Here is a 21,551-nt window from a genome sequence, read left to right as displayed (position 1 = left end):
CTCACGTCGCGTGAGGGTCAACCTCACGGCGTCCGCCCTCTAGGCTGCCCCCATGGGTACCGCGCTCGTCACCGGCGCCACCGCCGGCCTCGGCCTGGAGTTCGTCTGGCAGCTCGCCACCGCGCGACACGACGTGGTCGTCGTCGCGCGCGACGCCGACCGCCTGGAGCAGGTCGCCGCGCAGGTGCGTGCGGCCGCCGGCGTGCGGGTGGAGGTGCTGCCCGCAGACCTGTCCGTGCCGGAGGACCTGGAGCGGGTCGCCGCCCGGCTCGCCGTCACCGGCGACGAGGAGGGCGACGACCGGCGCCCGGTGGGTCTGCTGGTCAACAACGCCGGGTTCGCGACGGCGCAGCCGTTCGTCGGTGGTGACCTCGCCGTCGAGGTGTCCGCCCTGGACGTCATGGTCCGGGCGGTGCTCGTGCTGTCGCACGCGGCCGCCGGGCAGATGACGAGCCGCGGGCGCGGCGCCATCCTCAACGTCGGGTCGATCGCCGCGCTGACCGCCGGCGGCACCTACGCCGCGGCGAAGGCTTACGTACGGTCGTTCACGGAAGGGCTGGCCGTCGAGCTCAAGGGCACCGGCGTCACGGCCACGGTGCTGAGCCCCGGGTTCGTGCGCACCGAGTTCCACGACCGGGCGGGCGTGGACATGTCCTCGATCCCGGACGCCGGCTGGCTCGACGCCCCGACCGTGGTCTCCGAGGCGCTCGCGGACGTGCGGCGCGGTGTCGTCATCTCGACGCCGTCGGTCCGCTACAAGGCGGCCGCGGCGCTGCTGCGCCTGGCCCCGCGCACGGCCGTCCGCGCCGTGGGCAAGTACCGCTGACCCGTACCCTGGTGCCCGTGACGACCACCGACACCGCCTTCGGCCCCACGCCCCGCGAGCAGCTGCGCGACCTCATCACCGAGCTCGCCGTCGTGCACGGCAAGGTGACGCTGTCCTCCGGCAAGGAGGCCGACTACTACGTCGACCTGCGCCGGATCACGCTGCACCACCGCGCGGCCCCGCTCGTGGGCCACGTGCTGCTCGACCACCTCGAGGAGGTCGGCCTCGGCACGGCGGAGGTGGACGCCGTCGGCGGCCTCACGCTCGGCGCCGACCCGATCGCGGACGCGCTGCTGCACGCCGCGGCGTCGCGCGGGCAGGACCTCGACGCGTTTGTGGTCCGCAAGGCGGCCAAGGCGCACGGCATGCAGCGGCAGATCGAGGGCCCCGAGGTCGCGGGCCGCAAGGTCGTCGTCCTCGAGGACACGACGACGACCGGCGGGTCGCCCATCACGGCCATCGAGGCGCTGCGCGCCGCGGGCGCCGAGGTGCTCGGCTGCGCCACGATCGTCGACCGCGCCACCGGCGCCGGCGACAAGATCGAGGCCCTCGGCGTGCCCTACCACTACCTCTACGACCTGGCGGACCTGGGCCTCGCGTGAGCCGCCCGGCCGCGCGGCGGCCGAGCCTCGCGATCCTCGCCGTCCCGATGGCCGTCGTCGTCGCGGCGGCGGCGCTGGCCGGCTTCGGCGTGATCGACCTGTGGGTGGCGTCCGTGCTCGTGCCCGTCGCGGCGGTCGTCGCCGGGCTGGGGTACGTGCGCGCCCAGCGCCGGTTCGTCATGAGGCGCGGCGCGGACGTCGACCGGCTCGTCGCCGGTGGGCGGTGGGCGGCGTACGGCGGGACCGGGCAGCCCGAGGTACCGCGTGGCGTGCAGTCGTTCCCGAAGCGCGAGCCCCTCGACAGCGACGTCGGGCACACCGTCGGCGAGGTGCTGCGCTCGCGGATCGACGGTCGCGACGTGTGGACGCTCGAACTGGGCGTGCAGCGCCGCTCCGGCGGCACGTTCACGGAGACCGGGGCGCGCGAGTCCGGTCCGGTGATCCTTGCCGACCCGTACCACCTCGTGCTCACGCGCCTCGACCGCGCGCACGGGACGGTGGAGGTGGGCGCCGCGGGCGTCGCCGACGCACTGCGGGCCGGCGTCGAGGTCGGCGTGCCGGACTTCGACCGCGCGTTCCGCGTGACCACCGAGAGCGAACGCACCGCCCGCGCGTGGCTCGGCGACGGCGGCGGCGCGGCCCTCGCCCGCCAGGGAAAGGATGCCCTGCGCGGCGGTCGGCTGCGGCTCGACGGCGACACGTTGCTCTGGTGGCGCCAGGGTCATCAGGACCTGGACGCGCTGGACGACGTCTCGCGCCTCGTCGCGAGGGCCGCGGCGTTCGTGCCGCGCTGAGCGGCGTCCGTCAGCCGCGGCGGCGGCCGAGCAGGAACCCGCCGCCCAGCCCGACCAGCAGAGCACCCAGCCCGAACAGCACCCACATCAGCACGAGCCTCGACGACCCGGGCACGAACATCGTGTCGGACCGGGGGGCGTAGGCGAACCAGCCGAACGACGCGTAGCCGACAGGGCGGGTCAGTACCCAGAGGATCATGCCGGCGCCGACCGCGATCGCGAGCACGGCCGTCCAGGTACCACGTCGCGTCCGGGCGCTCGGCGGCCTGCCTTCGCCGGGAGCGTCGTCGTCAGACACGGTCGATCAGGTCGGCGATCGAGTCGACCACGTGCGACGGGCGGAACGGGTAGGTGTCCACCTCGGCGGCGGTCGTGGAGCCCGTCATGACGAGGAACGTCTCCAGGCCCGCTTCGATGCCGGCGACGACGTCGGTGTCCATGCGGTCGCCGATCATCGCCGTCACCTCGGAGTGGGCGTCGATCCGGTTGAGCGCGGAGCGGAACATCATCGGGTTCGGCTTGCCCACGTAGTACGGCGAGCGGCCGGTGGCGGCCTGGATCATCGCGGCGACGGCGCCGGTGGCGGGCAGGGGGCCCTCGGCGGACGGGCCGGTGGTGTCCGGGTTGGTGGCGATGAAGCGGGCGCCGTCGCGCACGAGGCGGATCGCCTTGGTGATGGCCGTGAACGAGTAGGTGCGCGTCTCGCCCAGCACCACGTAGTCCGGGTTCGACTCGGTGAGCGTGTACCCCGCCTCGTACAGGGCGGTGGTGAGGCCGGCCTCGCCGATCACGTACGCCGACCCGTTGGGGATCTGGTCCGTGAGGAACTGCGCGGTGGCCAGCGCGGACGTCCAGATCGCCTCCTCCGGGACGTCGATGCCCGACGTCGCGAGGCGGGCGCGCAGGTCGCGCGGCGTGAAGATCGAGTTGTTCGTGAGGACGAGGAAGGGGCGCTCCGCGTCGCGCAGGGCGCGGATGAACTCCGGCGCCCCGGGGATGGCCTGGCCCTCGTGCACGAGGACGCCGTCCATGTCGGTCAGCCAGCACTCGATCCGTCGTTCGCTCACGCCGCTCACCCTAGTGGGCGGGGCGGCCCGGCGCGTGCGCCAGGATGGGCGCATGACGACGATCGCGGTGGTGGGCGGCACCGGTCAGGCCGGGCGCGCCGTGGTGCGGGAGGCCGCAGCGCGGGGCCACGAGGTGCGGGTGGTCTCGCGCCGGCGTCCCGCGGACCTCGAGCCCGGTGCGACGCACCACGCGGTGGACCTCCTCGACGACGACGAGGCGCGGGTCGCGGGCGCGCTCGCCGCGGCGTTCGACGGCGTGCAGGCCGTGGTCGGCACCAGCAACGGGATGACGCCCGCCGCCCAGGCCGTCTTCACCGCGGGTGCGCGGCGGGTCGCGGACGCCGCGGGGCGCGCGGGCGTGGGTCGCGTCGTCGTGCTCTCGATCGCCGCGGTCGACCGCAGCGACTACGGGTACTACCGGGCGCACGCGGAGCAGGAGCGCGTCTACGCCACCGGGGCGGTGCCGGCGACGGTCGTGCGGGCCACCCAGTTCCACGGGTTCCTCGACCTCTTCTTCGGCCGCGACAGCCGCCTCGGGGCCTGGTCGCGGCTCGGGCTCCTGCCGTATCCGCGCGGCTGCCGCTTCCAGACGATCGACCTGCGTGACGTCGCCCGCGCGCTCGTCGACGCGGCCGAGGGTGCCGACCCGCTCGGGGTCGCGCCCAGCACGGGCCCGTCCGGCGCGCCGACCGCCACCGTCGGCGGGCCGCAGGTGCTCGACGCGCGCGCGATGGCCGGCTCCTGGCGCCGGGCGCACGGCTCCCGCCGGCTGCCGGTCGCCGTGCCGCTGCCCGGCCCGCTCGGGGAGTTCTTCCGCGCCGGGCACAACCTCGTGCCCGACGCCGCGTCGGGCACGATCACGTACGACGAGTGGCTGGCCGGGCGGTGACCGGGACCGAGCGCGAGCCCGAGCGCGAGGTCGGCGTCGGCCCGTGGCCGGGCGGCCCGGACGCGTGGCCCCGCCTCGCGGACGGTGGTGCGCCGGACCCGCGCTACGACCCCGAGCTGCTGGCGCACGGCGACCGCCGCAACGTCGTCGACCGGTACCGGTACTGGACCGTCGAGGCCGTCGTCGCCGACCTCGACGCGCGTCGCCCTGCGGGCCGGGAGCTGCACGTCGCCATCGAGAACTGGGCGCACGACCTCAACATCGGGTCCGTGGTGCGCACGGCCAACGCGTTCAACGCGGCCGGGGTGCACGTCGTCGGGCGGCGGCGGTGGAACCGGCGCGGCGCGATGGTCACCGACCGTTACCTGCACACCCACCACCACCCGGACGCGGCGGCGCTCGCCGCGTGGGCGGCCTCGGGGGACGGCGGGGCCGGCCTGCCGGTGATCGGGATCGACAACGTGCCCGGCTCGGTGCCGCTGGAGGCCTCCGACCTGCCCGCGCGCTGCGTGCTGCTGTTCGGCCAGGAGTCCACGGGCCTGACGCCGGAGGCGCAGGCGGTGTGCGCCCACGTCCTGCACATCACCCAGCACGGCTCCACGCGGTCCCTCAACGCGGGGGCCGCGGGCGCCGTCGCGATGCACGCCTGGGCGTCGCGCTGGCTCGCGCCGTCTCACGGAGCCGACGGCATGTGACTCCCATGACCCGGACGTGAGAAAATCCGGTTGCATGCGGGTCGCACGGCGCCCGTCGCGACGAAGCATCCCGCTGCATCCTCGTACGCCCCGTCATTGGAGTACCGCAGATGCCTATCGCAACCCCCGAGGTCTACGCCGAGATGATCGACCGGGCGAAGGCCGGCAAGTTCGCCTACCCCGCCGTCAACATCACCTCGTCGCAGACCGTGACCGCCGCTCTCCAGGGCTTCGCCGAGGCCGAGTCGGACGGCATCATCCAGGTCTCCGTGGGCGGCGCCGAGTACGCGTCGGGCTCCACCGTGAAGGACCGCGTCGTCGGCTCGCTGGCCCTCGCGGCCTACGCCACCGAGGTCGCGAAGAACTACTCGGTGAACATCGCGATCCACACCGACCACTGCGTCAAGAAGAACCTCGACTCCTGGGTGCGCCCGCTGCTCGCCCTCGAGGCGGAGCAGGTGAAGGCCGGCAAGAACCCGACCTTCCAGTCGCACATGTTCGACGGCTCGGACATCCCCCTGGACGAGAACCTCGTCATCGCCGCCGAGCTGCTCGAGCTCTCGCAGGCCGCGCGCACCATCCTCGAGATCGAGGTCGGCGTCGTGGGTGGCGAGGAGGACGGCCACGAGGCCGAGATCAACGAAAAGCTCTACACGACGGCCGAGGACGGCCTCGCCACCGTGCGCGCCCTCGGCGCCGGCGAGAAGGGTCGCTACCTCACGGCCCTCACCTTCGGCAACGTGCACGGCGTGTACAAGCCGGGTGCCGTCAAGCTCCGCCCGTCGATCCTCGCGGACATCCAGAAGGCCGTCGGCTCGGAGATCGGCAAGGAGAACCCGTTCGACCTCGTGTTCCACGGCGGTTCGGGCTCCACGGCCGAGGAGATCTCCGAGGCGGTCGACAACGGTGTCATCAAGATGAACATCGACACCGACACGCAGTACGCGTTCTCGCGCCCTGTCGCGGACCACTTCTTCCGCAACTACGACGGCGTCCTCAAGGTGGACGGCGAGGTCGGCAACAAGAAGGCCTACGACCCGCGCGCCTGGGGCAAGCAGGCCGAGGCCGGCATGGCCGCCCGCATCGTCGAGGCCGCGCAGCAGCTGCGCTCCGCCGGCCACAAGATGTGACCCTCCCCGCGAGATAGAGAAGCTCCTCGCCGAGATAGAGAAGCCCGGGCGATGCCGCAATCTTGCGGCATCGCCCGGGCTTCTCTATCTCGGCGAGGAGCTTCTCTATCTCGCGGTCGGGGACTCCAGGTCGAAGCCGGGGTCGACGTCGACGATCTCCAGCAGCTCGCCGATCCGCGTGACCTCGAGGAGGAACCGGACGGTGGGCGGGGCGCGCAGCACCCGGACACGGTGCGGGCTGCGCGACGCGAGGCGTGCGAGGAACGCCACACCCGAGGAATCCATGAAGGTGACGTGATGGGCGTCGATCTCGACGGGGAGGCCGGAGCCCTCGGCGTCGGAGATGGCCTCGCCCAGCTCGGCTCCGATGTCGGCGTCGATCTCGCCGGACAGCACGACACGGGCGCGCGACGCGCCCACGATGACGTGCACGCTCGCGGGGTCTCCCAGCTCAGGCACCGCGTCTGCCTCCCTCACGTCCGCACGCCGCAGATCACGGGGGGTCGTGTTCGATCCGTCGTGCACGGTGCTCCTTCCACGCGCGGGGCGTTCACCTCGAGTCTCGGCGGACACCAATCTACGGTTGAATGACCAGCAAGAACACCAACCAGGGCGGGGAATCTCGGCAGTGGAGGCATTATGACCGAATCATCCGGTCCTGTGCCGCCCCTCCCGGACGGATTTCTCGACGGGGCGATCGCGGCCGCCGTCATCCCCGCGTTCGTCACCGGCGCCTGGGAGGACGGGATGCCCGTCCTGTGGATCAACGACGCCTTCGCACGGGAGTCCGGGATCGGCGTCAACGACCTCGCCGTCCTGGGCAGGCACCCGCTCCTGGAGCTCGTGGACGACGACGCGGAGCGCGAGCGCAGCCAGGGCGACCTGCGCGCCGGGCGGCCCACCACCCGCATGGTGAGCGGGCGGCTCGTGGACGGCCGCGCCACCTGGTGGCAGATCACGATGTCGCCGGTGCCGGGCGGACGGGGGCCGGCCGAGCACTGGTTCGGCACCGCCACGGACGTGTCGACGCACGTCGAGCGGCAGGCCAACCAGCTCGCCTCCCTCGAGGTGGAGCGCCGCGAGCGCGCGGACCTCGACCTCATCGCCCAGACCACGGAGCTGCTCGGCGACCTCGAGTACCCGTACGCGCTGCGCGACATCGCCGACCTGCTGCGCGCGCTCGTCCCCTGGGCCGGCTTCTACGTCAACGACGACGGGCTCGTCTTCGCCGACGGCGTGGACGTCGCGTCGCCGCCGAGCGGCCGCGGTCGCCGGCACGCCCGGTACGTGCCCGAGCTGCCCGACGACGCCTCCGGGGAACGGCCGGACCCGCCCGCCGACGGCGAGGCCCGCGAGCCGGTGCGGGACGAGGTGCAGGACCTGCTCGAGGGGGTCGTCGAGGGACCGGTGATGCTCCGTCTGGGGGCGGGCTTCCCGGCGCACTCCGCCTCCGGGTGGCTGCGCCGCGACCTGCTGCGTCGCGTGGTCGAGGAGACCGGGGCGCTGCCGCGCGCCGTCGTCGTGCACGCGGTGGCGGGGCGCCGCCGCGTGCTGGGGTTGCTCGCCACCTGGCACGGCGTGGGGGTGGCGCCCGACGGCACGGTCACCGAGGAGGTCCGGCCCGGTCCGGGCGAGCCGCAGCACGTGCACACCGTGATCGAGGTGGTGGCGCGCCGGGCGGGCACCGCCATCGACAACGCGCGCCTGTACGCGCGCGAGCACCGGCTCGCCGAGGCGCTGCAGCGCGCCATGCTGCCCGAGCAGGCCGACGTGTCCGGGCTCGACGTGTGGACCTACTACGCGCCCAACGCCGAGCACGCCCAGGTGGGCGGCGACTGGTACGACGTGCTGCAGATCAACGAGGGCACCGTCGGGTTGGTGGTCGGCGACGTCGTCGGGCACGACGTCGAGGCCGCGGCGGCCATGGGGCAGCTGCGGTCCGTGGTGCGGTCGTACGCGTTCGAGCTCGCCACGCCCGGGATCGTCGTGGACCGGGTGGACCAGCTCGTCACGGGGATGCGCATCCCGCGGTCGGCATCGATGGTCTACGCCACCCTCAAGCACCAGCAGGACGGCGACGCGTGGACCGTGCAGTACACGCGCGCCGGCCACCTGCCGCCCCTGCTGCTGCGCGACGGCAAGGTCACCCAGCTCGCGGGCGGCGCCGGCTCCCTGGTCGGCTTCGGGTCGAAGCCGCGCACCACCGGGCAGGCCGAGCTGCGCCGCGGCGACGTGCTCCTCTTCTACACCGACGGCCTGATCGAGCGCCGCGACCGGTCGCTCAAGGTCGGGCTCGACGCCCTCGTCGAGACGTCGGCCCGCATCACCGCCCGCGACGCCGCCGGGGTGGGGGAGGAGCTGCTGTCCCGGCTCGCCGACGCGCCCGAGGACGACGTCGCGCTCGTCGTCGTGCGCGTGCCCGACCCGGTCGCCGACGCGCAGGTCCAGCCGCTCAGCCCGCGGTCGCGGCGGTGGCTGCTGCCCAGCGAGCCGGCGTCCATCGGCCGGGCCCGGCACGCCGTGCTGCGCACCTGCCAGGCCTGGGGCCTGCCGGAGTCCGCGTCGGCGGAGCTGGTCGTCTCCGAGCTCGTCGCCAACGGCGTGCTGCACGGCTGGGGCAACATCGCGCTGCGCCTCTTCGACACCGGCGACGGGCTGCGGATCGAGGTGGAGGACTCCAACCCCGCGCCGCCCGTCACCACCGACGGCCACCCCAACCGCGTGGGCGGGTTCGGGATGCAGATCGTCGAGCGGCTCGCCGACTGGGGCTGGCGGCCCGCCGGCTCCGGCAAGCTCGTGTGGGCCAAGCTGCACGCGAACGCCGTCGCGCCCGGCTGACCTCGTCCGTCGGTCGAGCCTGTTCGAGACCGTGCGTGTCTCGAACAGCTCAACCCACGAGCGCGCGGACCTCTTCCGGCGAGGTGCCGGAGTCGCGCAGGAACTGCGCGCAGCGCTCCGCCTCGTCGGCCTCGCCGATCTGCGCGGCCGCCTCGGACAGCGCGGCGAGCGCGCGCAGGAACCCCTGGTTGGGCTCGTGGTCGGCGGGGATCGGGCCCTGGCCGCGCCAGCCCGCTCGACGCAGGGCGTCGAGGCCGCGGTGGTAGCCGGTGCGCGCGTACGCGTACGCCGTCACGGACCGGGCGGCGGTGGGCGCGTCGCCCGCGGCGTCGAGCGTGGCCTCGGCGAGCACGGCCCAGGCGAGGGACGACGCGGGGTGGTCGGCGGCCAGCCGGGCCGGGTCCTCCCCGGTGTCCAGGCCGTCGCGCACCTCGGGGTGGTCGTCGGGCAGGCGGGTCGGGGGCGGGCCGGCGAGCAGGTCGTCCACAGGGGAGGTCATGACGCCCATTCTGGCCCGACTCCCGCCCGCTCCACAGATCGACGCCTCGGGCGCCGCGCGGGGCCGGTCGCGGGTACGCTCGCTCCATGATCGAGATCGCGACGTCTTCGACGACGACGACGCTCGTGATCGCCGGTGACCTCGACCTCGCGGAACGTGACCAGTTCCCGGAGATCGCCACCCGGGTGGTCGGGCTGCGGCGCCAGCTGCTGGTGATCGACATGTGCCGCGTCACGTTCATGGACTCGACCGGGGCCGCCTTCCTCATCTCCCTCGCGGACGCCGGGCGCAAGCGCGGCGGTGCCACCGTGCTGCGCGGCGCGGACGAGCGCGACCTGTTCGTGCTGGAGGTGTGCGGGGCCCTCGACCTGTTCCGCATCGACCGCGACCACCGCTGCGAGTCGGCGCCCGCGCCGTCCACCCCCGCGACGCACCACCCGGCCGGCTGAGCGCGCCGGACCGACGGGCAGGTCACGGGCGGGTAAACTCGGGCGCGGCCCGGACCAGGAGGCCCGCCTCCTCAGGTGACGTGGGTGAACACGCCGGGCCTCGTCGACGCGAGGAGATTTCATGCCAGCCGTGGTGCTCGTCGGTGCCCAGTGGGGCGATGAGGGCAAGGGGAAGGCCACGGACCTGCTCGGGTCCCGGGTCGACTACGTCGTGAAGTTCAACGGCGGCAACAACGCGGGGCACACCGTCGTCATCGGCGACGAGAAGTACGCCCTGCACCTGCTGCCCTCCGGCATCCTGTCGCCCGGCGTCGTCCCCGTCATCGGCAACGGCGTGGTGGTCGACATCGACGTGCTGTTCGAGGAGCTGGACGACCTCATCGCGCGGGGCGTGGACGTCTCCCGCCTGCTGGTCTCGAGCCAGGCGCACGTCATCGCCGGCTACCACCGCACGCTCGACAAGGTCACCGAGCGCTTCCTCGGCAAGCGCCGCATCGGCACCACGGGCCGCGGCATCGGGCCGGCGTACGCGGACAAGATCAACCGGGTCGGCATCCGCATCGGCGACCTGTTCGACCCCAAGATCCTGCGGGAGAAGGTCGAGGGCTCCCTCGACCAGAAGAACCACCTGCTGGTGAAGGTCTACAACCGCCGCGCCGTGGAGATCGACGAGACCGTCGACGAGCTGCTGGCGCACGCCGAGCGTCTCAAGCCGATGGTCGCGAACACGCCGCTCGTGCTCAACCAGGCGCTCGACGCGGGCAAGAACGTGCTGTTCGAGGCCGGCCAGGCCACCATGCTCGACATCGACCACGGCACCTACCCGTTCGTCACGTCGTCGAGCGCGACCGCCGGCGGCGCGGTGACCGGCTCGGGCATCGGGCCCACCCGCGTGGACTCCGTCATCGGCGTCATCAAGGCGTACACGACGCGCGTCGGCGAGGGCCCGTTCCCCACCGAGCTGTTCGACGACATGGGCGAGTACCTGCTCAAGACGGGCGGTGAGTACGGCGTCACGACCGGCCGCGCGCGCCGCTGCGGCTGGTACGACTCCGTCATCGCGCGCTACGCGTCGCGCATCAACGGCCTCACGGACCTCGTGGTGACGAAGCTGGACGTGCTCACGGGCCTGGAGAAGGTGCCGGTCTGCGTGGCCTACGACGTGGACGGCACCCGCTACGACGAGATGCCCGACGACCAGTCCGCGTTCCACCACGCGAAGCCGATCTACGAGGAGATGCCGGGCTGGTGGGAGGACATCTCGCACGCCCGCACCATCGAGGACCTGCCGGCCAACGCGCAGGCGTACCTCGCCCGGCTCGAGGAGCTGTCCGGCTGCCGCATCTCCGCGGTGGGCGTCGGCCCGCGGCGTGACGAGATCATCCCGGTGCACGACCTGATCCACGCCCGGGCATGACGGCGACGGGCCAGGTCGTCGACGCGCTCGCCCCCACGGGCGTGCTGCGCGCGGTCGTCAACCTCGGCAACCCGGTGCTGGCGCAGGGCACGCGCCAGCACCCGTCCGGGGTGACCGTCGACCTCGCCCGCGAGCTGGCCCGGCGCCTCGGCGTCGAGGGAGTGCTGGAGTGCGTCGACGCGGCGCGGCACTCGTTCGCGGCGGTCGCCGACGGCCGGGCCGACGTCGGCTTCCTCGCTGTGGAGCCGGAGCGCGCCGAGCAGGTCGCGTTTACCGCGCCGTACGTGCTGATCGAGGGGGCGTGTTCGCCGTGCCGGAGGGCTCGCGCGTCCGCGCGGCCGAGGACGTCGACCGACCGGGCGTGCGCGTCGGGGTGAAGCAGGGCTCGGCGTACGACCTGTACCTCACGCGCACGCTCCGGCGCGCGGAGGTGGTGCGCGGGGCCGACGGCACCGTCGCCTTCGAGGAGCACGGCCTGGAGGTGGCGGCCGGCATCCGGCAGCCGCTGACCCGGTACGTCGCCGAGCACCCCGGGCTGCGCGTGGTCGAGCCGCGGTTCACCGAGATCCGGCAGGCCGTCGCCACCGGCCGCGACCGCGACCCCGTCGCCGTCGCGTGGCTGCGCGACGTCGTCGCCGAGCTGACCGCCGACGGCTTCGTCGCGGAGTCGCTCGCCCGGTCGGGGCAGGACGCCACCGTGCCCGGGGGAACAACGGCCTGACCTGGCGGGTTGTCCCGGCATGACGACGTCGGGAACGACCGAGACGGACGACCAGCGCGCCCTGCTCGCCCTTGTGGCGGACGGCAACAAGGGTGTCCTCACGACCCTGCGGCGCGCGGGCCGCCCCCAGCTGTCCAACGTGCTCTACGCGTGGGACGAGGAGACGCGGACGGCGCGCGTGTCCGTGACCGCGGACCGCGCCAAGACCCGCAACGCCGCGCGCGACCCCCGCGTCTCGCTGCACGTGAGCGCCCCGGACTTCTGGAGCTATGCCGTCCTCGACGGCACGGCGGAGCTGAGCGACGTGGCGACCGACGCCCACGACGCCGCCGCGGACGAGCTCGTCGAGACGTTCCGCGTCGCCGCCCGCCAGGAGCATCCCGACTGGGAGGAGTTCCGGCAGGCGATGGTGGCAGACCGTCGCCAGGTGCTGCGCCTGCGCGTCGACCGCGTCTACGGGATGGCCCGCCTGCCGCAGCCCTGAGCGGCCCGGCGCGGCTCGCGGGCACGGCGTCCGCGGACGCCACGGCACCCCCGTCGCGGGGGTCGTTAGCATGGTCGCCCGTGAAGATCCTTGTCGTCGGGACCGGCGCCCGCGAGCACGCCATCGTCCACGCCCTCGCGTCGGAGGAGACCGCGCACGAGCTGCACGCCGCGCCGGGCAACCCCGGCATGTCCGCGCAGGCCGCGCTGCACCCGGTGGACCCGAACGACGGCCGGGCCGTCGCCGCCCTCGCCCGGACGCTCGGCGTCGACCTGGTCGTCGTCGGGCCCGAGGCTCCCCTCGTGGCCGGGGTGGCCGACGCGGTCCGCGAGGCCGGGACCCCCGTCTTCGGGCCGTCGGCCGAGGCGGCCCGGCTCGAGGGGTCGAAGGCGTTCGCGAAGGACGTCATGGCCGCCGCGAACGTGCCGACCGCGATGGCGCACGTGTGCACCACCGTCGAGCAGGTCGCCGACGCGCTCGACGCCTTCGGCGCCCCCTACGTCGTCAAGGACGACGGGCTCGCCGCCGGCAAGGGCGTCGTCGTGACGTCGGACCGGGACGCCGCCCTCGCGCACGCCCGCGAGGCGCTCCAGGCCCGCGGCGACGACGGCACCGTGGTGGTCGAGGAGTACCTCGACGGCCCGGAGGTCTCGCTGTTCTGCCTGTGCGACGGCGCCACGGTCGTGCCGATGGTCCCCGCGCAGGACTTCAAGCGGGTGGGCGACGACGACGCCGGCCCCAACACGGGCGGCATGGGCGCGTACACGCCGCTCGACTGGGCGCCGTCGGGCCTCGTGGCCGAGGTGGTCGACCGGATCGCGCAGCCCACCGCGGACGAGATGGCCCGCCGCGGCACCCCGTTCTCCGGCGTCCTCTACGTGGGGCTGGCGCTGACCTCCCGCGGCACCCGCGTGGTGGAGTTCAACGCCCGCTTCGGCGACCCGGAGATCCAGGCCGTGCTCGCGCGGCTGCGCACCCCGCTGTCGGGCGTGCTGCTCGCCGCCGCCACCGGCCGCCTCGACGGCATCGAGCCGCTGCGCTGGTCGGACGACGCCGTGGTGAACGTCGTCGTCGCCTCCCAGGGCTACCCCGAGTCGCCGCGCAAGGGCGACCCGATCACCGGCATCGCCGACGCCGAGGCGCTGGACGACGTGCACGTGCTGCACGCCGGCACCGCCGTCGTCGACGGCGCGCTGGTGTCCGCCGGGGGACGCGTGCTGTCCGTCGTCGGCCGGGGCGCGGACCTCGCGGCCGCCCGGGCGGCGTCCTACGCCGGGGTCGAGAAGATCGCGCTGGACGGCTCCCACCACCGCAGCGACATCGCGCTGAAGGCCGAGCGCGGCGAGGTCGCCGTCCCCTGACGGCTGCCTCCCGACGTCGTGCGAGACGCTCGACGCCGCCCCGCGGCGCGGTGAGAGACTGTGCGTCGTGACCGAGACGCACGATGTCGACCAGCCCGGTGCCGACCAGAACGACGCATTCACCGGGGGACCGCTCGACCTGCCGGGGTGGCGGCACGTCTACTCCGGCAAGGTCCGCGACCTGTACGAGCCGGACCTGCCGGCGCTGGGCGGCGTGCACCCGCTGGGCGACGTCGTCCTCGTCGTCGCGTCCGACCGCCTCTCGGCGCACGACCACGTGCTCACCCCCGGCATCCCGGACAAGGGCGTGGTGCTCACGCAGCTCAGCCTGTGGTGGTTCGAGCAGCTCGCGGACGTCGTGGACAACCACGTCGTGTCCACCGAGGCGAGCGCCGAGCCGGGCGACGGCCTCGTGCCCGACGTCGTCGCCGGCCGCGCGATGATCTGCCGCCGGCTCGAGATGTTCCCCGTCGAGTGCGTCGCGCGCGGCTACCTCACCGGCTCCGGCCTGGCCGAGTACCGCGCGTCCGGCGAGGTCACGGGCATCCCGCTGCCGGCCGGCCTGGTCGACGGCTCGCGCCTGCCGGAGCCGATCTTCACCCCCGCCACCAAGGCCGAGGTGGGGGAGCACGACGCGAACGTGCCGTTCGAGGAGGTGGCGCGCCGGATCGGCGACGACGCCGCCACGCGCCTGCGGGACCTCACGCTCGCCGTCTACGCCCGCGCCGAGGAGATCGCGCGCGAGCGCGGCGTGATCCTCGCGGACACCAAGCTGGAGTTCGGCGTCGACCCGGCGACCGGGGCGACCGTGCTCGGCGACGAGGTGCTCACGCCCGACTCGTCGCGGTTCTGGCCCGCCGACGAGTGGGAGCCGGGCCGCTCGCAGCCGAGCTTCGACAAGCAGATCGTGCGCGACTGGCTGACGTCCCCCGCCTCCGGCTGGGACCGCGCGTCCGACGTGCCGCCGCCCGTGCTGCCGTCCGAGGTCGTCGAGCGCACCCGCGACCGCTACCTCGAGGCGTACGAGCGGCTGACGGGGGCGCCCCTGCGCTGAGGCGCCCCCGCGGGTCGGCGGGTCAGAGGCCGGAGCCCTGGACGCTGGCCTCCAGCGGCGAGCCGTCCGGGTTCTGCGCCCAGCACATGAGGCGCCGGTCGCCGAACGTCCACGACGCCTCGGTGGGGTAGAGGTACATCATGTCGAGGCCGGACGCGTCGTAGTCCGTGCCGACGTAGTCGGCGAACTCCTCGAAGCAGAAGTCCTCGGTGGTGGCGACGACGGAGTCCTCGCCCGGGTACTCGGCGTCCGTCAGCTCGTCGACGCCCACCAGCTCCGCCCCGTGCGGCGACGTGCAGTCGACCGCGACGATGCCGGTGAGGTCGGTGGCGTCGGCCGGCAGCTCGAAGCAGTCGCCCAGGTTCAGGTTCGCCCCGGTGCGTTCGGCGTACGACTCCTCGAAGCCCTGGCTGAACCCCTCCTGGAACTCGTCGTTCGTCGCCGCCAGGACGACCAGCCCGACGACCAGGAGCCAGCCGAGGATCCCGAGTGCGCCGAGCACGACGCCGGCGATCGCCAGGCCACGGCCGCTCTGTCCCGTACGCCGGGTGCGCCGCATCCCCGCGATGCCGAGGCCCAGCGCGACGGGGCTGATGCCGAGGATGCCGGTGATCAGCGCGGCGATCGAGAGCCCGTCCGTCCCCGGCGCGGGCTGCCCGTACGGGGACGGCGCGCCGTAGGGCGCGGGCTGCGCGTACGGGGTCGGCCGGCCGCCGTACGGGCCCTGCTGGTCGTACGGCGACCCCGGGGCGGGCGAGCCGGGCTGGGCGTACGGCGCCGGCGGCTCGGTCGGGGCGGGCTCCGGCGAGGGCGTCGCGCCGGCGTCGGGCGTGGCGTACGGGTCGGGCGTGCCGCCGGAGGGCGGAGGGGTGGGTGCGGACATGCTTCCTCGGGGTCGGTGCGATGGTGGATGACGCGGCATCGACGGCGCCGTCGTCCGGCTGCGCCCCGCGGCGTCAGAAGGCTAGCGCGCGGGCGGTAGACTCGTCGCGGAATCCCGCCGTCGTGCTCCCGCCCCCACGCGCGCGCCTCCGCGGCGCCGCCCGTGCCGGGATCCCGGAGCGGCGGCCGCTGGACCACCCGGCCAGCTACCGGTCACGATCCAAGGAGCACCCGTGGGACGCGTCGTCGTCGAGGTCATGCCCAAGCCCGAGATCCTGGACCCCCAGGGCAAGGCCGTCGTGGGGGCACTGCCCCGCCTCGGCTTCACCCAGTTCAGCGGGGTGCGCCAGGGCAAGCGGTTCGAGCTCGAGGTGGACGGCGACGTCACGCCCGAGGTGCTCGCCGCCGCCCAGCAGGCCGCCGAGACGCTGCTGTCCAACCCCGTCATCGAGGACGTCGTGCGCGTGGCGGACGCCGCGACGGACGCCGCTGGGACGATCACGTCCGAGGGCGTGGCCTGATGTCGGCCGCCACCCTCGCCTCCGCGCGGATCGGCGTCATCACCTTCCCCGGCACGCTCGACGACCGGGACGCCTTCCGCGCGGTGCGGCTCGCGGGCGGGGAGCCCGTGTCGCTGTGGCACGCCGACGGCGACCTCCAGGGTGTCGACGCCGTCGTCCTGCCCGGCGGGTTCTCGTACGGCGACTACCTGCGCGCCGGCGCCATCTCGCGCTTCGCGCCCGCCATGGACGCCGTGGTGGACGCCGCCAAGGGCGGCATGCCGGTGCTCGGTATCTGCAACGGCTTCCAGGTGCTGACCGAGGCGCACCTGCTGCCCGGTTCGATGGTGAAGAACGACCACCTGCACTTCGTGTGCCGCGAGCAGGTGCTGTCGGTCGAGAACACGTCGACGGCCTGGACCAACCAGTACCGACCCGGTCAGCACATCACCATCCCGCTGAAGAACCAGGACGGCCAGTTCGTGGCCGACGACCGCACCCTCGACGAGCTCGAGGGCGAGGGCCGCGTCGTGTTCCGCTACCAGGGCTGGAACCCGAACGGCTCGCGTCGTGACATCGCGGGCATCACCAACGAGCGCGGCAACGTGGTCGGCCTCATGCCGCACCCGGAGCACGCCGTCGAGGCCGGGTTCGGTCCGGACGGCGAGGCCGGCCCGCGCTCCGGCACGGACGGCCTCGGCTTCTTCACGTCGGTGCTGGCCTCGCTCGTCTCGGCATGACCGCCACCACGGTCCTCCCGTCGACCGTCGGGCCCGAGGGCCTGACGGTCGACGCCGTGGCGTGGGACGACCCCGCTGCCGCGGGGCTGCGCGCCGCGCAGGAGGCCGAGATGGCCGTGCGGTACGGCGGCGAGGACGAGGCGCCGACGATCGACCCGCGGTCGATCGTCGTCACGCTCGTCGCCCGGCTGGACGGCCGCCCCGTCGGTACCGCCGCGGTGCGCGACGTCTCCGGCACGGACGACCGGCGCGGCCGCGGCACGGCGCACCCGGCCGCGACCGGTGAGGTCAAGCGCCTGTACGTGGACGGCGACGCCCGCGGGCGCGGCGTCGCGCGGCGGCTGATGGCCGAGCTGGAGCGCGCCGCCCGTCAGGTCGGCTTCCGCCGGTTCGTGCTCGAGACCGGCACCGCGCAGCCCGAGGCGATCGCGCTGTACGAGGCCATCGGCTACGAGCCGATCGAGTCGTTCGGCGACCACGCCGGGTTAGAGCAGCAGCGCTGCTACGGCAAGCGGCTCTGACTCAGCCCGCGTTCGCGGACCACGCGGGCAGCTGCTGCAGCGTCCAGGAGTTGCCGTCCGGGTCGGCGAACGTGACGAACCGGCCCCACGGCTGGTCGTCCACCCCCTGTGCCTCGATCCCGGCGCCGCGCAGGTGTGCCAGCGCCTCGTCCGCGTCGGGCACCACCACCTGGATCGCGTCCAGCTGGCCCGGCTGCAGCGAGCCGCCCAGCCCCGTGCCGAACGCGATGGAGCACGCCGAGCCTGGCGGCGTCATCTGCACGAACCGCAGGTCGTCGTTCACCACCTGGTCGTGGTCGGGGTGGAAGCCGACGCGCTCGTAGAACTCCTTCGCCCGGTCCACGTCGCTCACGGGCACGTGGATCAGCTCGATCTTCCAGTCCATGGTCTGCTCCTCGGGTGGGTCCTGCCCTGGGTGGGTCATGCCTGGTCGAGCAGTGGCCGCACCTCGCGGCCGAGCAGCTCGACGAAACCGGCGAGGTCGGGTTCGTCGGCCGTGGGTTGCACGGAGACGGCGGAGGCGCCGGCGGCGGCGAGCCGGAGCACGGCGTCGGCGATGGTGCGGGCGTCGCCGGCCGCGCCGACACCGGCCCCGGGCGCCGCGCCCCACAGGGGGAGCTCCGCGTCGAGCCGCTGCTGCGCGCGGTCGCCCGTCGCGGCGATGAGTGTCGCGTACATGCCCGGCGCGGGCCGGCCCGCGGCCTGCGCGGCGGCGCCGGCGGTCTCCGCGGCGGCGCGCACGTCGTCGGGCGTGAGCGCGTTGGCGAGGATCACGCCGTCGCCCAGCTCGCCCGCCAGGGCGAGGGAGCGGGGCCCGACGCCACCGAGCACCAGCGGGACCTCCGGCGCGGGCCAGTCGAGACGGACCTGGTCGAGGGTCACGTAGCGCCCCGACGTCGTCACCTCCTCGCCGGCGAGCAGGGCACGGAGCGCCTCGGTGTGCTCGCGCAGCAGGGTGAGCGGCGACTTCGCCCGTACCCCGGCCCGCTCCATCCACTCCTGCACGCCGTGGCCGACGGCCGGCACGAACCGGCCGGGGAACATGCGCCCGAGCGTGGCGACCTCCATCGCCGTGACCGCCGTGCTGCGCAGCGGCGCGGGCATCAGGCCGATCCCGACCCGGACCCGCTCGGTCCAGGCGAGCGCGGCCGCGGCCGACGCGACGCCGCTCTGCTTGAAGCAGTCCTCCCACACCCACAGGTCGTCCAGGCCGGCGGCCTCGACGGAGGTGGCGAGGGACCGCAGCGACTCGGGCTTCATCGTCGGGACGAAGGCGACGCCGAGGCGGACGGCGGGGCGGGCTTCCGGGGCAGGCGTGACCGTCATCACGCCATCGTGCCGCGGGACACCGACACCCGCCCGGTCCCGCCGGGCCGCACCGGTCAGGCGGGATCGTCCTGCAGGTACGCGAGCTGCGCGACGACGGACTGCCGCGCCGCGCGGCGCACCGACGGGTCCACGTCGGCGTACACGTGCGCCACGACCGCGTCGGCGTCCGCCGTCGGGCCGAGCGTCGCGAGCGCGGACCGCGCCTGGTCCAGCCGCTCCAGGCGGTGACGCCGGTAGACCCGCACGGCGTCGCCAAGATCCTCGATCCCGGGTCCGTGCCCCGGCAGGCCGACCCGGCCGTCGCCCACCCGTTCCAGCGCGTCCAGGCTGGCGAGGTAGTCCCGCAGGGACCCGTCCGGCTCGGCGATCACCGTGGTGCCCTGCCCGAGCACCGTGTCGCCCGTGAGCACCACGGGCTCGCTCGTCCCGGACGGGCCCGGCGCCGCCACGACGAACGACACGGAGTCGGCGGTGTGCCCCGGCGTCGCGAGGACGTCGACCCGGAGGCCGGCCGCGTCGATCGTCTCGCCGCCGCGCAGCGGCTCGCCGCCGTGGCAGTGCTGCGGGTCGACGGCGCGGACCGGGGCGCCGGTCAGCGCGCGCAGGCGCGCCGAGCCGGCCGTGTGGTCGGCGTGCCGGTGCGTGACCAGCACCAGGTCCACCGGGCCCGCCTCGGCCAGGGTGGCGAGGTGCCGCTCGTCGTCAGGGCCCGGGTCCACGACCACGCACGACGACGAGCCCGGCGCGCGCAGCACGTACGAGCGCGTGCCGTCCAGCGTCATCGGGCCGGGGTTGTCCGCGCGGACGACGGTGACGTGGGTCATCGGGCGGGTCCTCTCTCGGGTCCGTCCGCGCGGCGACCGACGTGGCGGACGGGCCCCTGGTACGCCGCGACGGTGGCGTCGCTGGTGAGCAGGGTCGAGCCCGTCATGATCGCCTGCGCCACCAGCATCCGGTCGAACGGGTCCCGGTGGACGGCGGGCAGGCGTGCCGCCGTCACGGCGTGGGCCCCGTCGACGGCGAGCTCCACGAAGCCGAGAGCCAGGGTGGTCGCGCGGGCGACGTGGGGGTCGAGGTCGAAGTCGGCGCGGCCCAGGGCGGACTTGATGCCGATCTCCCAGATGTTGACGGCGCTGAACCAGATCTCCGGCTCCGGGTCCGCGAGGATCTCCGCGACGTCGTCGGGCAGCCGCTCGGGGAAGCCGAGCGTCCACACGAGGACGTTGGTGTCGAGCAGGTACCTCACCGGGCGCCGCCGGCCGTGTCGTCACCCTCGAACAGAGCGGCCACCTCGTCCTGCGCCCAGTGGTCGAGGTCGTTGGGCATCGTGAACCGGCCGCGCAGCGGGCCGAGCTCTCGCCGGGGACGAGCCGCGGGGTCGGTGCCGACCAGGCGGGCGATCGGGTGGCCCGCGCGCGCGATCACGACTTCCTCGCCCGCCTCGACCTCCGCGAGGAGGCGGGAGAGGTGGGTCTTGGCCTCGTGCACGTTGACGGTCTTCACAGAGATCCTCCTGGACCAGGGTGGACTAAGTCCAGGGTAGTCCGACGCGGCCGCGGACTCCACCTCTGTCTGGTTCGAACGAGCCGTGACGGCCGTCCCGTGTCAGGCGGCGAGCGCCTCGGCGAGCAGCTCGAGGGTGCGGACCCGGCCGGGCGTGGCGTCCAGCGGCTCGGACTCGTAGGAGCCGGCCACGGGAACGACCATGACCTCGTCCACGCCGTGCCGGGCGGCGAGCTCGCGGAGCTGGGCGGCGGCCTGGTGGGGCTCGCCGACGACCCAGCGGGCGCGCATGTCGGCGACGATCTGCTCCGCCATGGGGTCGAGCGGCTCGGCGGCGGCCTGCTCGACGGTCTCCGCGCGGCCCATCGGCTTGCCGGTGCGCAGCCGGGCCATCGACCGGAGCTGCGGCAGGGCGCGCTCGTGCGCCTCGACGGCGGTGGGCGCGACGACGACGTTCGCCGTGAGGAACGTCTGCGGCTCCGGGTGGGCGGGGCTGGGGCGGTAGCCGTCGCGGTAGAGCGCGAGCACCTGGTCGACGCCCGCGCCCGAGAAGTGGTTCGCGAACACGTACGGCAGGCCGAGCTCGGCGGCGAGGCGGGCGGAATAGTCGCTGGAGCCGAGCAGCCACACCGTCGGCGTGCCGTCGGCGGCGGGGGTGGCGTGCACGTCGTAGAGGTTGCCGTCGCCGAGGCGCAGGGCCGCGCCGTCGGGGCTCATGAGGGAGAGGATGTCGCGCACGTGCTGCGGGAACCGCTCGACGTCGGACGTCGGGCCGGACTGGCGCAGCAGCGCGGTGACCACCGGGTCGGAACCGGGTGCGCGGCCGAGGCCGAGGTCCACCCGTCCGGGTGCCAGCGCCTCGAGCGCGGCGAACTGCTCCGCCACGACGAGCGGCGCGTGGTTGGGCAGCATGACCCCGCCCGAGCCGACGCGGATGCGCTCCGTGACGGCGGCGGCCGCCGCGATCATGACGGGCGGCGTCGAGGCCGCCACGGCGGGCATGTTGTGGTGCTCGGCGAACCAGTACCGCTCGAAGCCCAGCTCGTCCGCCCGGCGCACGAGCGCGAGCGAGGCGGCCAGCGCCTGCGGGCTGGACTGGCCCGTGCGGACCGGGACCAAGTCCAGCACGGACAGTCGGGGGGACGTGGGCGCGGGGGCGGGGGCGTCGGCGTTCATCGCCTGGGACAACCCGCGCGACCCGGGGCCCTATTCCGTGACGTGGTGGGCGCTCGTTCGGCGCTCTCCGTGGA

At 74.4% G+C, this 21,551-nt stretch carries 28 protein-coding genes; 17 read left to right on the top strand and 11 right to left on the bottom strand.

Features of this window, described 5'->3' with window-relative positions; genetic code table 11:
* The first annotated feature begins 52 nt into the window (after nt 1-52).
* From ACQP6G_RS17400 to ACQP6G_RS17390, 3 genes are read left to right on the top strand one after another with little or no spacing between them, the layout of a single operon-like run.
* The gene (locus ACQP6G_RS17400; protein ID WP_429766128.1) at nt 53-826 is read left to right on the top strand and encodes an SDR family NAD(P)-dependent oxidoreductase; all 774 of its coding nucleotides are present in this window, start codon (nt 53-55) and stop codon (nt 824-826) included.
* Nucleotides 827-843: 17 nt separating this feature from the next.
* Entirely contained in the window at nt 844-1,428 is a 585-nt protein-coding gene (pyrE, locus tag ACQP6G_RS17395) for an orotate phosphoribosyltransferase (protein ID WP_429766127.1), read from the top strand.
* Nucleotides 1,425-2,222: a hypothetical protein gene (locus ACQP6G_RS17390; RefSeq protein WP_429766125.1), complete on the top strand. Its 798-nt coding sequence runs from the start codon at nt 1,425-1,427 to the stop codon at nt 2,220-2,222. Before pyrE ends, ACQP6G_RS17390 begins: the two co-directional genes overlap by 4 nt.
* Nucleotides 2,223-2,232: 10 nt before the next feature.
* On the opposite strand, the gene ACQP6G_RS17385 is transcribed toward ACQP6G_RS17390, so the two are convergent.
* Both ACQP6G_RS17385 and ACQP6G_RS17380 read right to left on the bottom strand, forming a co-directional pair.
* Complete coding sequence (locus ACQP6G_RS17385) at nt 2,233-2,448, bottom strand: hypothetical protein (protein ID WP_429766124.1); 216 nt, start codon at nt 2,446-2,448, stop codon at nt 2,233-2,235.
* 64 nt (nt 2,449-2,512) lie between these two features.
* On the bottom strand, nt 2,513-3,253 hold the full coding sequence (locus ACQP6G_RS17380) for an HAD-IIA family hydrolase (protein WP_429766296.1): 741 nt from the start codon (nt 3,251-3,253) through the stop codon (nt 2,513-2,515).
* Nucleotides 3,254-3,341: 88 nt separating this feature from the next.
* On the opposite strand from ACQP6G_RS17380, the gene ACQP6G_RS17375 reads away from it, so the two are divergent.
* From ACQP6G_RS17375 to fbaA, 3 genes are all read left to right on the top strand, one after another.
* Nucleotides 3,342-4,178, top strand: coding sequence for an SDR family oxidoreductase (locus tag ACQP6G_RS17375; protein ID WP_429766122.1), 837 nt, complete (start codon nt 3,342-3,344; stop codon nt 4,176-4,178).
* Complete coding sequence (locus ACQP6G_RS17370; protein WP_429766121.1) at nt 4,175-4,873, top strand: TrmH family RNA methyltransferase; 699 nt, start codon at nt 4,175-4,177, stop codon at nt 4,871-4,873. The genes ACQP6G_RS17375 and ACQP6G_RS17370 overlap by 4 nt, the downstream gene beginning before the upstream one ends.
* Nucleotides 4,874-4,983: 110 nt before the next feature.
* Entirely contained in the window at nt 4,984-6,003 is a 1,020-nt protein-coding gene (gene fbaA / locus ACQP6G_RS17365) for a class II fructose-bisphosphate aldolase (RefSeq protein WP_429766120.1), read from the top strand.
* A 105-nt stretch (nt 6,004-6,108) separates the two neighbouring features.
* On the opposite strand, the gene ACQP6G_RS17360 is transcribed toward fbaA, so the two are convergent.
* Nucleotides 6,109-6,462 carry an STAS domain-containing protein gene (locus tag ACQP6G_RS17360; RefSeq protein WP_429766118.1) on the bottom strand — a complete coding sequence of 118 codons (354 nt, stop codon included), beginning with the start codon at nt 6,460-6,462 and terminating at the stop codon, nt 6,109-6,111.
* A 180-nt stretch (nt 6,463-6,642) separates the two neighbouring features.
* On the opposite strand from ACQP6G_RS17360, the gene ACQP6G_RS17355 reads away from it, so the two are divergent.
* Entirely contained in the window at nt 6,643-8,841 is a 2,199-nt protein-coding gene (locus ACQP6G_RS17355; RefSeq protein ID WP_429766116.1) for an ATP-binding SpoIIE family protein phosphatase, read from the top strand.
* Between the two features lie 49 nt (nt 8,842-8,890).
* Here ACQP6G_RS17355 and ACQP6G_RS17350 read toward each other — a convergent pair whose 3' ends face one another.
* Nucleotides 8,891-9,340: a DUF3151 domain-containing protein gene (locus tag ACQP6G_RS17350; RefSeq protein ID WP_429766115.1), complete on the bottom strand. Its 450-nt coding sequence runs from the start codon at nt 9,338-9,340 to the stop codon at nt 8,891-8,893.
* 86 nt (nt 9,341-9,426) lie between these two features.
* On the opposite strand from ACQP6G_RS17350, the gene ACQP6G_RS17345 reads away from it, so the two are divergent.
* The 7 genes from ACQP6G_RS17345 (at nt 9,427) to ACQP6G_RS17315 (ending at nt 14,826) form a co-directional block, all read left to right on the top strand.
* A complete protein-coding gene (locus ACQP6G_RS17345) occupies nt 9,427-9,789 on the top strand; it encodes an STAS domain-containing protein (protein WP_429735554.1) in 363 nt (120 codons plus the stop codon).
* 121 nt (nt 9,790-9,910) lie between these two features.
* A complete protein-coding gene (locus tag ACQP6G_RS17340) occupies nt 9,911-11,206 on the top strand; it encodes an adenylosuccinate synthase (protein ID WP_429766113.1) in 1,296 nt (431 codons plus the stop codon).
* Complete coding sequence (locus ACQP6G_RS17335) at nt 11,203-11,583, top strand: transporter substrate-binding domain-containing protein (protein ID WP_429766111.1); 381 nt, start codon at nt 11,203-11,205, stop codon at nt 11,581-11,583. Before ACQP6G_RS17340 ends, ACQP6G_RS17335 begins: the two co-directional genes overlap by 4 nt.
* Nucleotides 11,508-11,927: a type 2 periplasmic-binding domain-containing protein gene (locus ACQP6G_RS17330; RefSeq protein WP_429766109.1), complete on the top strand. Its 420-nt coding sequence runs from the start codon at nt 11,508-11,510 to the stop codon at nt 11,925-11,927. The genes ACQP6G_RS17335 and ACQP6G_RS17330 overlap by 76 nt, the downstream gene beginning before the upstream one ends.
* A 19-nt stretch (nt 11,928-11,946) precedes the next feature.
* The gene (locus ACQP6G_RS17325) at nt 11,947-12,411 is read left to right on the top strand and encodes a PPOX class F420-dependent oxidoreductase (protein WP_429766107.1); all 465 of its coding nucleotides are present in this window, start codon (nt 11,947-11,949) and stop codon (nt 12,409-12,411) included.
* A gap of 80 nt (nt 12,412-12,491) precedes the next feature.
* A complete protein-coding gene (purD, locus tag ACQP6G_RS17320; protein ID WP_429766105.1) occupies nt 12,492-13,772 on the top strand; it encodes a phosphoribosylamine--glycine ligase in 1,281 nt (426 codons plus the stop codon).
* A 139-nt stretch (nt 13,773-13,911) separates the two neighbouring features.
* Complete coding sequence (locus tag ACQP6G_RS17315; protein WP_429766294.1) at nt 13,912-14,826, top strand: phosphoribosylaminoimidazolesuccinocarboxamide synthase; 915 nt, start codon at nt 13,912-13,914, stop codon at nt 14,824-14,826.
* 22 nt (nt 14,827-14,848) lie between these two features.
* Here the strand turns inward: ACQP6G_RS17315 and ACQP6G_RS17310 are convergent, their stop codons facing one another.
* Complete coding sequence (locus ACQP6G_RS17310; protein ID WP_429766103.1) at nt 14,849-15,709, bottom strand: DUF4190 domain-containing protein; 861 nt, start codon at nt 15,707-15,709, stop codon at nt 14,849-14,851.
* A 232-nt stretch (nt 15,710-15,941) separates the two neighbouring features.
* Between ACQP6G_RS17310 and purS the strand changes: the two genes are divergently transcribed.
* Genes purS through ACQP6G_RS17295 form a run of 3 tightly spaced genes read left to right on the top strand, consistent with a single transcriptional unit; the run spans nt 15,942 to nt 17,469 of the window.
* On the top strand, nt 15,942-16,229 hold the full coding sequence (purS, locus tag ACQP6G_RS17305; RefSeq protein WP_429766102.1) for a phosphoribosylformylglycinamidine synthase subunit PurS: 288 nt from the start codon (nt 15,942-15,944) through the stop codon (nt 16,227-16,229).
* On the top strand, nt 16,229-16,948 hold the full coding sequence (purQ, locus tag ACQP6G_RS17300; RefSeq protein ID WP_429766101.1) for a phosphoribosylformylglycinamidine synthase subunit PurQ: 720 nt from the start codon (nt 16,229-16,231) through the stop codon (nt 16,946-16,948). Before purS ends, purQ begins: the two co-directional genes overlap by 1 nt.
* Nucleotides 16,945-17,469 (top strand): GNAT family N-acetyltransferase, encoded by a 525-nt coding sequence (locus ACQP6G_RS17295; RefSeq protein ID WP_429766099.1) that lies wholly within the window; start codon nt 16,945-16,947, stop codon nt 17,467-17,469. The genes purQ and ACQP6G_RS17295 overlap by 4 nt, the downstream gene beginning before the upstream one ends.
* 1 nt (nt 17,470) lies before the next feature.
* On the opposite strand, the gene ACQP6G_RS17290 is transcribed toward ACQP6G_RS17295, so the two are convergent.
* From ACQP6G_RS17290 to ACQP6G_RS17265, 6 genes are all read right to left on the bottom strand, one after another.
* Nucleotides 17,471-17,854: a VOC family protein gene (locus ACQP6G_RS17290; protein WP_429766097.1), complete on the bottom strand. Its 384-nt coding sequence runs from the start codon at nt 17,852-17,854 to the stop codon at nt 17,471-17,473.
* A 35-nt stretch (nt 17,855-17,889) separates the two neighbouring features.
* Nucleotides 17,890-18,795 carry an LLM class flavin-dependent oxidoreductase gene (locus ACQP6G_RS17285; RefSeq protein ID WP_429766096.1) on the bottom strand — a complete coding sequence of 302 codons (906 nt, stop codon included), beginning with the start codon at nt 18,793-18,795 and terminating at the stop codon, nt 17,890-17,892.
* Nucleotides 18,796-18,851: 56 nt separating this feature from the next.
* Nucleotides 18,852-19,622, bottom strand: a complete 771-nt coding sequence (locus ACQP6G_RS17280) for an MBL fold metallo-hydrolase (protein ID WP_429766094.1) — start codon at nt 19,620-19,622, stop codon at nt 18,852-18,854.
* A complete protein-coding gene (locus ACQP6G_RS17275; protein WP_429766092.1) occupies nt 19,619-20,044 on the bottom strand; it encodes a type II toxin-antitoxin system VapC family toxin in 426 nt (141 codons plus the stop codon). The genes ACQP6G_RS17280 and ACQP6G_RS17275 overlap by 4 nt, the downstream gene beginning before the upstream one ends.
* Nucleotides 20,041-20,301, bottom strand: coding sequence for a type II toxin-antitoxin system Phd/YefM family antitoxin (locus ACQP6G_RS17270; protein WP_429766091.1), 261 nt, complete (start codon nt 20,299-20,301; stop codon nt 20,041-20,043). Before ACQP6G_RS17270 ends, ACQP6G_RS17275 begins: the two co-directional genes overlap by 4 nt.
* Before the next feature lie 102 nt (nt 20,302-20,403).
* The gene (locus ACQP6G_RS17265) at nt 20,404-21,477 is read right to left on the bottom strand and encodes an LLM class flavin-dependent oxidoreductase (protein ID WP_429766089.1); all 1,074 of its coding nucleotides are present in this window, start codon (nt 21,475-21,477) and stop codon (nt 20,404-20,406) included.
* Nucleotides 21,478-21,551 lie beyond the last annotated feature (74 nt).

Origin of the sequence: Isoptericola nanjingensis (assembly GCF_050311635.1) — a bacterium.
Lineage (GTDB): Bacteria > Actinomycetota > Actinomycetes > Actinomycetales > Cellulomonadaceae > Isoptericola > Isoptericola nanjingensis.
The sequence above is the reverse complement of the archived record's forward strand: the minus strand, read 5'-3'. Positions and strand labels throughout refer to the sequence as shown.

Bases quoted from the DNA above. Each gene is read 5' to 3' on its own strand.
- ACQP6G_RS17350 (WP_429766115.1), bottom strand. From the start codon at position 9,340: ATGACCTCCCCTGTGGACGACCTGCTCGCCGGCCCGCCCCCGACCCGC.
- ACQP6G_RS17345 (WP_429735554.1), top strand. From the start codon at position 9,427: ATGATCGAGATCGCGACGTCTTCGACGACGACGACGCTCGTGATCGCC.
- ACQP6G_RS17355 (WP_429766116.1), top strand. From the start codon at position 6,643: ATGACCGAATCATCCGGTCCTGTGCCGCCCCTCCCGGACGGATTTCTC.
- ACQP6G_RS17380 (WP_429766296.1), bottom strand. From the start codon at position 3,253: ATGGACGGCGTCCTCGTGCACGAGGGCCAGGCCATCCCCGGGGCGCCG.
- ACQP6G_RS17375 (WP_429766122.1), top strand. From the start codon at position 3,342: ATGACGACGATCGCGGTGGTGGGCGGCACCGGTCAGGCCGGGCGCGCC.
- ACQP6G_RS17325 (WP_429766107.1), top strand. From the start codon at position 11,947: ATGACGACGTCGGGAACGACCGAGACGGACGACCAGCGCGCCCTGCTC.
- ACQP6G_RS17335 (WP_429766111.1), top strand. From the start codon at position 11,203: ATGACGGCGACGGGCCAGGTCGTCGACGCGCTCGCCCCCACGGGCGTG.
- ACQP6G_RS17340 (WP_429766113.1), top strand. From the start codon at position 9,911: ATGCCAGCCGTGGTGCTCGTCGGTGCCCAGTGGGGCGATGAGGGCAAG.
- ACQP6G_RS17265 (WP_429766089.1), bottom strand. From the start codon at position 21,477: ATGAACGCCGACGCCCCCGCCCCCGCGCCCACGTCCCCCCGACTGTCC.
- purQ (WP_429766101.1), top strand. From the start codon at position 16,229: ATGTCGGCCGCCACCCTCGCCTCCGCGCGGATCGGCGTCATCACCTTC.
- ACQP6G_RS17285 (WP_429766096.1), bottom strand. From the start codon at position 18,795: ATGACGGTCACGCCTGCCCCGGAAGCCCGCCCCGCCGTCCGCCTCGGC.
- ACQP6G_RS17400 (WP_429766128.1), top strand. From the start codon at position 53: ATGGGTACCGCGCTCGTCACCGGCGCCACCGCCGGCCTCGGCCTGGAG.
- ACQP6G_RS17310 (WP_429766103.1), bottom strand. From the start codon at position 15,709: ATGTCCGCACCCACCCCTCCGCCCTCCGGCGGCACGCCCGACCCGTAC.
- ACQP6G_RS17280 (WP_429766094.1), bottom strand. From the start codon at position 19,622: ATGACCCACGTCACCGTCGTCCGCGCGGACAACCCCGGCCCGATGACG.
- fbaA (WP_429766120.1), top strand. From the start codon at position 4,984: ATGCCTATCGCAACCCCCGAGGTCTACGCCGAGATGATCGACCGGGCG.
- ACQP6G_RS17295 (WP_429766099.1), top strand. From the start codon at position 16,945: ATGACCGCCACCACGGTCCTCCCGTCGACCGTCGGGCCCGAGGGCCTG.
- ACQP6G_RS17290 (WP_429766097.1), bottom strand. From the start codon at position 17,854: ATGGACTGGAAGATCGAGCTGATCCACGTGCCCGTGAGCGACGTGGAC.